8 protein-coding genes are annotated in these 7,566 nt (G+C 43.6%); 5 read left to right on the top strand and 3 right to left on the bottom strand.

What is annotated here, in order from left to right; all coding sequences use genetic code 11:
- Positions 1-173: 173 nt before the first annotated feature.
- Entirely contained in the window at positions 174-677 is a 504-nt protein-coding gene (locus tag K9M07_06370) for a hypothetical protein (protein MCF7852847.1), read from the top strand.
- Positions 667-1,788: a radical SAM family heme chaperone HemW gene (hemW, locus tag K9M07_06365; GenBank protein ID MCF7852846.1), complete on the top strand. Its 1,122-nt coding sequence runs from the start codon at positions 667-669 to the stop codon at positions 1,786-1,788. The genes K9M07_06370 and hemW overlap by 11 nt, the downstream gene beginning before the upstream one ends.
- Here hemW and K9M07_06360 read toward each other — a convergent pair.
- Together K9M07_06360 and K9M07_06355 are read right to left on the bottom strand one after the other, a co-directional pair.
- Entirely contained in the window at positions 1,781-2,596 is an 816-nt protein-coding gene (locus K9M07_06360) for an SAM-dependent methyltransferase (protein MCF7852845.1), read from the bottom strand. The genes hemW and K9M07_06360 overlap by 8 nt on opposite strands.
- Positions 2,563-3,573 (bottom strand): hypothetical protein, encoded by a 1,011-nt coding sequence (locus K9M07_06355; protein ID MCF7852844.1) that lies wholly within the window; start codon positions 3,571-3,573, stop codon positions 2,563-2,565. Before K9M07_06355 ends, K9M07_06360 begins: the two co-directional genes overlap by 34 nt.
- Before the next feature lie 217 nt (positions 3,574-3,790).
- Here K9M07_06355 and K9M07_06350 point away from each other — a divergent pair, with 217 nt between their 5' ends.
- Positions 3,791-4,165: a hypothetical protein gene (locus K9M07_06350; GenBank protein MCF7852843.1), complete on the top strand. Its 375-nt coding sequence runs from the start codon at positions 3,791-3,793 to the stop codon at positions 4,163-4,165.
- A gap of 135 nt (positions 4,166-4,300) precedes the next feature.
- Complete coding sequence (locus K9M07_06345) at positions 4,301-5,830, top strand: hypothetical protein (protein ID MCF7852842.1); 1,530 nt, start codon at positions 4,301-4,303, stop codon at positions 5,828-5,830.
- Between the two features lie 161 nt (positions 5,831-5,991).
- On the opposite strand, the gene K9M07_06340 is transcribed toward K9M07_06345, so the two are convergent.
- On the bottom strand, positions 5,992-6,444 hold the full coding sequence (locus K9M07_06340; GenBank protein ID MCF7852841.1) for a hypothetical protein: 453 nt from the start codon (positions 6,442-6,444) through the stop codon (positions 5,992-5,994).
- Between the two features lie 189 nt (positions 6,445-6,633).
- Between K9M07_06340 and K9M07_06335 the strand changes: the two genes are divergently transcribed.
- Positions 6,634-7,545 (top strand): enoyl-[acyl-carrier-protein] reductase, encoded by a 912-nt coding sequence (locus tag K9M07_06335; protein MCF7852840.1) that lies wholly within the window; start codon positions 6,634-6,636, stop codon positions 7,543-7,545.
- Positions 7,546-7,566 lie beyond the last annotated feature (21 nt).

Genomic DNA, 7,566 nt, shown 5'->3' with positions numbered 1-7,566 from the left:
CGTTGTGCTGATGCAAAAAAGTGAATGGCTTACTCATCGAGAATCAAAAAATTAAATACTATAAGTCTGACTCATACCAATTTCGGTTATTTCACTCAAGAAGAAGCCGTTTTGACTCGATTATGAACATCATGAAAATGACATTTGCAAAGAAACACCTCCTCTTTTAGAATATGCAAAAAATTATCAAGTGCACACTTAAAGCATCTAGGTCAATCATGAAAAGTGAAAAACTCAAAAAACTCGAAAATGAACTTGGCGATTTACAGCAGTGGCTCAAGCTCGGCTTAGTTCCTAAAAAAGATCTCGAAAAGCACAATAAAGAAATCGAATCTCTCACTGCCAAAATCGAAGAGGAAAAGGAGCGCCTCCGCTACTTGAAAGAAAGCGGTGAAATGGAAGAGTACACCATCCCCAAACGCTCTCCTCAATCTAAGCAACCCTATCAAGAACCCAACTCGATGCCCGATATCGATAGCAATGACACTGAATTAACCGATGCCGGTCTCGATCTCGAAACCGAAAGCTACGATGCAAGTGATGCCTCTTCTCTCTTTGATATTGATGAAGCCGGTGATGAGAGAACCTTTGTCGAAGATGAGAATGAAAATCCTTTTAGCGACAAGAACCGCTGGAGACGGGGCATATTAGAAGATCCTGACTCCAATGACTGGTAGTCTCGGCCTTTACTTTCATATCCCTTTCTGCAAAAAAAAATGTCCCTACTGTCATTTTTTTGTCGTTGCCGGTGTCGAAAGACATCGCGCCCGTTTTCTCTCTTCCTTAAAACTCGAATGGGAAATGCGCCTTGGCGAAGTCCAAGATAGGCCCATTGAATCGATCTATTTTGGAGGGGGGACACCAACGGAAATAGGGGCCCATGGCATTGCAGAGATATTGCATTGGATCCGTCTCTCTTGCCAAATCAGCCCCTATGCTGAAATCACCGTTGAAACGAATCCCGATAATGTGACGCCGCAGCTCATGGATCAGCTCCTTTTAGCCGGCGTCAATCGCCTGAGTATCGGAGTACAATCGCTTGCACAAGAGAGCTTGCATGTCTTGGGCAGAACCCATTCTTCCAATCAGGCAAGAGAAGCCATTCATATCGCCCACCGGGCAGGCATGCACAATATCTCAATCGATCTCATGTACGACCTCCCCCATCAAACACGCTCCTCCTTCTTGCAAACGCTCGCTCAACTCGCTTCTTTACCCATAACCCATCTCTCTCTTTACAATCTCATCATCGAACCCCACTCAGCTTTTTTTCATAAAAAAGAGGCGATTGAACATACCATGCCACAAGATGAGGCAAGCCTCGAGCTGTTAGAAGATGCGCTGAGCGCACTGCACCAAGCAGGTCTTGAGCGTTATGAAATTTCCGCCTTTGCCAAAACGGGGTATAAAGCCGTCCATAACATGCGCTATTGGAAAGGGGGGGATTTTTTGGGATTTGGACCATCGGCATTTAGTTATATGAATCAATCCCGCTTTCAAAATGTCCCCCATTTGATGCGCTATTTTAACGATCTTGACAAAGGGGCTTTCCCCATCTCTTTTGAGGAAACGCTCCCTTACCCCAATAATGTCAACGAGCTGTTGGCTATTCGCCTCCGAATCTTAGAGGGCGTTGACCCCCTTGATCTCCCCACATTGCCCAATTCGACTCTAGAACAGATCAATCGCCTCCTTGATGAGGGACTGCTCAAAAAAACCGGAAACCGGATCGCCTTGAGCACTCAAGGCACGCTGTTTTATGATAGTGTTGCTACTGCGCTTATATAGCCGCATTGATAACAAAGATGGCAGGGCGCTTCTCTTGCCCGTGTTTTTCACACGTTTGCGTCGAATCCGCTTCATCCGTTTGGCACTCTTTTTGATCTATAGTTTTGCGATCCAATATCTGACCAAACGGGCTAGAGCCCTTCCACTTTTCAACACGCTTTGTATACACCACTTCACGAGGCGAGCTCAGCTCAATTGAAATAGATAAATACGTTTTAGGATGGAGCGTTTGCAAGAGCGCTTGAAATAGATCCCGATTGCGATAAGGCGTTTCAATAAAGAGGTGGGTTGACTTGTCTTTTTTTGATGCTGCTTCAATTTTTTGAATCATCTCTTTTCTCTGTTTTTCTTCGCGGGGCAAATACCCTTCAAATGTGAAATGCTGCCCCGGAAGCCCTGATAACTGGAGTGCTCCCAAAATAGAGGAAGTCATCCCGTAGCTGCTCACGGGAATTCCTTTTTGATGGGCCCTTAAAATGAGATTGGATCCCGGATCGGCAATCACCGGCATCCCTGCATCGGAAACAATTCCCCAGGTCTCACCCTGCTCGATTGGCTCTAATAAAAAGTCGAGCTCATCGGGTTTTGTATGCTCATTGAGATAGGAAAGCGTCGCCTTATTTAGAGAAGGCTCTTTAAATAGACTCATAAAAGCCTTTCCTCCCTTCATACTCTCAATAAAAAGCCCCTGCAACTTGAGGATTTCAGGCCTTAAAAACTCAACAAAAGCCCCTTTAAATACGGCTTCATGCGAGAGTAAATTAGGTAAAAGAATTAAGCCGGGTTTGGAACCTGAACTGTTTGACATGTATACACTTCCCTTAAATCATGCAATTTCACATAGAGCATATCAAAGAGGAAGGATATTGAAAACTGCCCAATACGAGAAAGGCGCTCAATATCATAGACAATCACAAAAGCCTTTTGAAAATACCCCTTGTGGAGGCGCTCGGAATAGCTGAGATATTTTTGAATAAGACTTGGCGATAGCTCACCGGGATGAATCCCCTCTTTTAACTTAATGGCCATGCTCAAACGAAAGCGCACTTGTATTAAGAGAGATAAAAACTCTGAATCCGTTAGCTCATCTTGCGGTACACTCCCCCCTTCTCCCCATGTGACGTATTCGGCAAGCTGCCATGTCTTTTGTTTTTTGCGCATCACAGTGAGGCTTTTCAAATCATCTAGGCCAATCATTTTGCGCTCTCCCGTCAAACAGATGAGAGACTCGACCTGCTGCAGTAGCGCCGCATAGTCAATCCCAATAAATTCAATCAATTGATCTAAGGCCTGTGGCTCAATGTTTTTATCGGTTTTTTTAATGTATTCAACCAAGAGCTGAGCGACTCTTTTTTTATGATCCCAAGGCTTTTCATTGAGAAGATCCAGAAGAATCACTTCATTGGACATTCCCTTTAATGAGGGAATATTTTTTTTACCGAGCAGCAAAGTCACCGTATCGTGACAAGATTTTTGAATTTGATTCTTCAAAAGGGTAAAATCGCGATCGGGCAGAAGGTGAATATCACAAATTTCAATAATCTGATGGTTTGCAAAAAGAGACATCGATTGATACGCCTCTAAAATAGTCGCTATTGAGTCTCTTATACAAGTAAAACAACTCACACCAAAATGAGGTGCTTTTTCAAGCACTACGCTTTTAATCTTAAACGCCAGATCCTGTCTTTCTTTATCATCCTGAGCTAAAACAACAAAAACCGTCTCAACGGATCTCAATGAGTGGAGATGCTTTTCAAAGGCTCTTTGATTTTCAAATTTAATCACAATTGCCACCTATTACGATATGCACATTATGTATAACGAAAACAATTAATTCTGAAAACAAAAATAGTTTTAACATTTTTTAACATACTGCTGATAAGCGGCTTGTAAATAAAATACTTTACAAAATCTTGACATCCTAAAGCAAATAAGATAGTGTTGCAATTAGGGGAAGGGGTTCATTTTCAGCGCCCACACCCCTTGGAATAAGGATATAACTATGGCTTTTTTTAAATTTAAACGCAAAAAAGCAGAAGTCAAAGAAAAAAAACCGGCTAAAAAAAAGAACGCCTCTACACCCAAGGCCGCTAAAAAAACCACCCCAACCAAAAAGGCTGCGACCCCAAAAAAAACAGTCGCCATCGCCAAAAAACCAACGGTTAAAAAAGTCGCGTCCACTCATTCCAAAAAAACAACCCGTCAAAACAGCGCAACGCCCGCGCCAAAGCCTAAAATGAACTCTAAACCTCTCCTTGAAGAAATCGAACTCGCTTCGCCCCCCGTTGCTTACGCTCGAAAAGAAGTTAAACTCTCTCCTAAAAAGAAGCTCACGGCCGAAGGATGGAGAAATCTCATCAAAAAGCAAAATCCATAATTTTAAAACGCTTACTATAAACGTTTTACAGCTTGTTAAATCTCTGTGCAAACATAGCCGTTTTTTGCTATAATACTTCTATAAGTATAATCTATACCCGGCTTTTTTTTAATGTCCTTAATGCCATTGGGTCGAGTGAGCGATCCTTTTGAAAGTTCAACCCACCCTACTGAAAGTGAAATCGCATATCTTGAAAGTTTGCGCTCTCTGCTATCTTTGCCCAAAACCGCTTCTCCCGTTAAAGCCCCCGGCCTATTAATCCCCCTCCCTCCCATTGATTTTGCAATACATTCAGTTGCCGGCGCCCTATTAAACCCTAAAATCGCCTCCAAATACGCCCCCTCAATAGCTCCGGCTCCCTTTGATCCGAGACTTACCAAATACAATCAACTCGTTGAGCACATTCCTGCAGAGGAACTGAGGGCGATCGAATATAAGATGGCCTCGTTAACGGATATCGATGCCCATCTCTCTCATATCATCACCGGGCTAGAGTCGGGAAACTACATGGATTTGCACAAAGATGCGATCTATTATGCCCTACTTGGGGTGAGACAAAATAAAATCCCTACAAAAGTGGCCATTCGCATTTCCGATATTGAAACGTTAAGACATCAAAACATCCCATTTAAAGTCTTTGACTTTATAGGGGCAGACGGAAAGTTCCAAGAAGGATTACTCTCTATTTTAGATCTAGCCCTCAACAACCATTTAACGGAAAAGCAAAGAGCCGACTTTATCCACGCCTGTGAAAGACTCCCTCCCATTGATAGAAAAATCATCCACTTTAGACCTCTATCAAAACGAACTGAAAAACCTCCCATTACCTCCATTATCCATAATCCTTTACTCTTTAATTTATTTGGAGTTGTCCATATCCGCACTCAAAGCGGTCATCTAAAGAAAAGAAAGTTGTTCTGCTCATTAGAGTTGTTTAGCGCTCTTCTCAAAGCGCGTTTTGGCAAAGACGCCACCATCCCCAACCCGGTTTTTGGCCTCTCCTCACCCAGCGCTATTCGGCTCAACGGTTTAACAAATACGCGCGACATTGCTTGCGCCTATTTAGTTCCCAATGCGGACACTTCAAATCGACTTGTCATTGGAAAAGAAGCCGATCACCATGCCTGCCTTGATTGTGATTTTAAATACCACGATATGTACCATCTCTTTGTCACATCATCTTGGCCAAAAGAGATTAAAGAGCTCAGTATTTGTATTTCCGATCGCATTTTACGGTTTTCCCTATCTAATAAAGATTCACTCTCTTTAACAGACTATAAAGCCGCACGCTCAGTGAGGTGGATCTTAATCGACATGAACTTTACACAGCGATTTATGTCTCAAAGAGTCTTGGCTTTGAATATACCGCTATCACCGGAGGAGATCCAATCACAAAAACGCATTTCCGAATCGGTTGAACATGCTCTCTTCTATCAAATCGACTTTTTCTTCAAAAAATATTGTGTAGACTATATCAAAAAACATCCATTTTCATTTCGTATTGCCGATATCGGAACACGCCCATTTGACAGCTTTGAAACACTATACCGCACTTTTTCTGAAGTCATAAACTCGATCCCCCCAACCCCGGCTTTTGAGCGAGCTAAACACGCCCTACAAGCGGATTTATCCGATCAAATCGATGCCCTCAAAAAGCAAGCTTAACTCGACTTTGTAACTTTTTCGGCCCGAAGGCCTCGAGATATTTGCTCTCTAGCAAGCCGTGTCAGGGACCATTTCAGCCCTGTTAGCATGAACCTTCTCACCAAACTCTTCAGTTTGATTGTGCATACATCATTTTATTCATTTACTCAAATAGATGAAAATCAATCTACATGTAAATGGCAAACACTGCGACATAATCGAACGGTTCCAACTATACTGCCGATACAGAACCCTACTATACCACCAATAACTGGGGCAGCCTGTATGACATTTACGGCAAAACGATAACTATCATTTCTTTGTGATGCTAAGACAAATATAGGCATGCTGGTCCCAAATTGCGCCGAAGGATCTGTCTTAATAATCTCCTCTCTCGCCTTCATAGCACCTTCTATATTTTTATTAATTTGATGAGCGTTGCTCCAAGCAGGATAAGCAACCACACCTCCAATCACAGTACCAACTGTTGCCCCAGCAACGGTGTAAAGGGTGATATCACAAGCTACCTGTTTACATTTACGCAAACCTCTTTGCATTATCGACATATCCCCAGCTTCTTCTGGAGCAGGCTCAGACACTTCAGCCCTCCTGCAACAACAAAATATTGATGCCATAACATCTCCCTAGTTAAACTTGTTTTTGATCGGCGCTTTGGCGATCAATGGAGAAGCAGTGTAGCATATTCGCCCCGGAAAAAAAAGGGATAAAATGAACTTCTGAGTCCAGTTTAAGAGCCTGTTGTTGAATTCTCCGTAATCTGCTATATTTGGTCGCATTATCAATTTCAATAGATAGGTGCGACAATGCTAAAGATCGATCTTACAGGAAAAACCGCTTTTGTTGCCGGCGTCGGCGATGATCAGGGATATGGATTCGCAATTGCAAAATACCTCGCTGAGGCCGGTGCTAAGATTATTTTCGGCACATGGACACCGATTCTTAAGATCTTTGAAATGTCATGGAATAGCGGCAAGTTCGATGCATCGCGCAAACTCAGCGACGGATCACTACTTCAATATGAAAAGATTTACGCACTCGATGCCTCTTTTGATCGCCCTGAAGATGTCCCTGAAGAGATCAAGTCCAATAAACGCTATCAAAATGCCTCCGGTTATACCATCTCGGAAGTGGCTGGGCAAATTGAAAAAGATTTTGGCAAAATTGACATTTTAATCCACTCGCTTGCCAACGGCCCCGAAGTTAAAAACCCTCTGATCGATACCTCCAGACAAGGTTATCTCGCTGCGCTTAGCTCATCTGCTTACTCTTTTATTTCCCTTGTCTCTCACTTTGGAAAAATGATGCCTAAGGGCGGCTCTTGCATCAACCTCTCCTATATGGCCTCAACCCATGCCATCCCGGGATATGGCGGCGGAATGAGCTCTGCAAAAGCAGCCCTAGAGAGCGATACCCGGATGCTCGCCTTCGAAGCGGGGCGCCGCTATGGCATCCGCATTAACAGCATCTCGGCAGGACCATTCCGCTCTCGCGCAGCTAAAGCCATCGGCTTTATCGATGCCATGATCGAATACTCCTTAGCCAATGCCCCAATCCAAGAAGAGATGACAACGGATCATGTCGGGCAAACCGCCGCATTTCTCTCATCAGACCTCGCCTCAGCGATCACCGGCACGATCATCTTTGTCGATCACGGCATGCACGCTATGGGCGTCGGCATCGACAGCCCCACCCTAACCCGCATTTCTGATCAATAGAGCCGTTTTGATGACCATTCG

This window comes from Simkaniaceae bacterium, from assembly GCA_021734805.1.
Lineage (GTDB): Bacteria > Chlamydiota > Chlamydiia > Chlamydiales > JACRBE01 > Amphritriteisimkania.
This window is presented reverse-complemented; position numbering and strand designations above follow the sequence as displayed.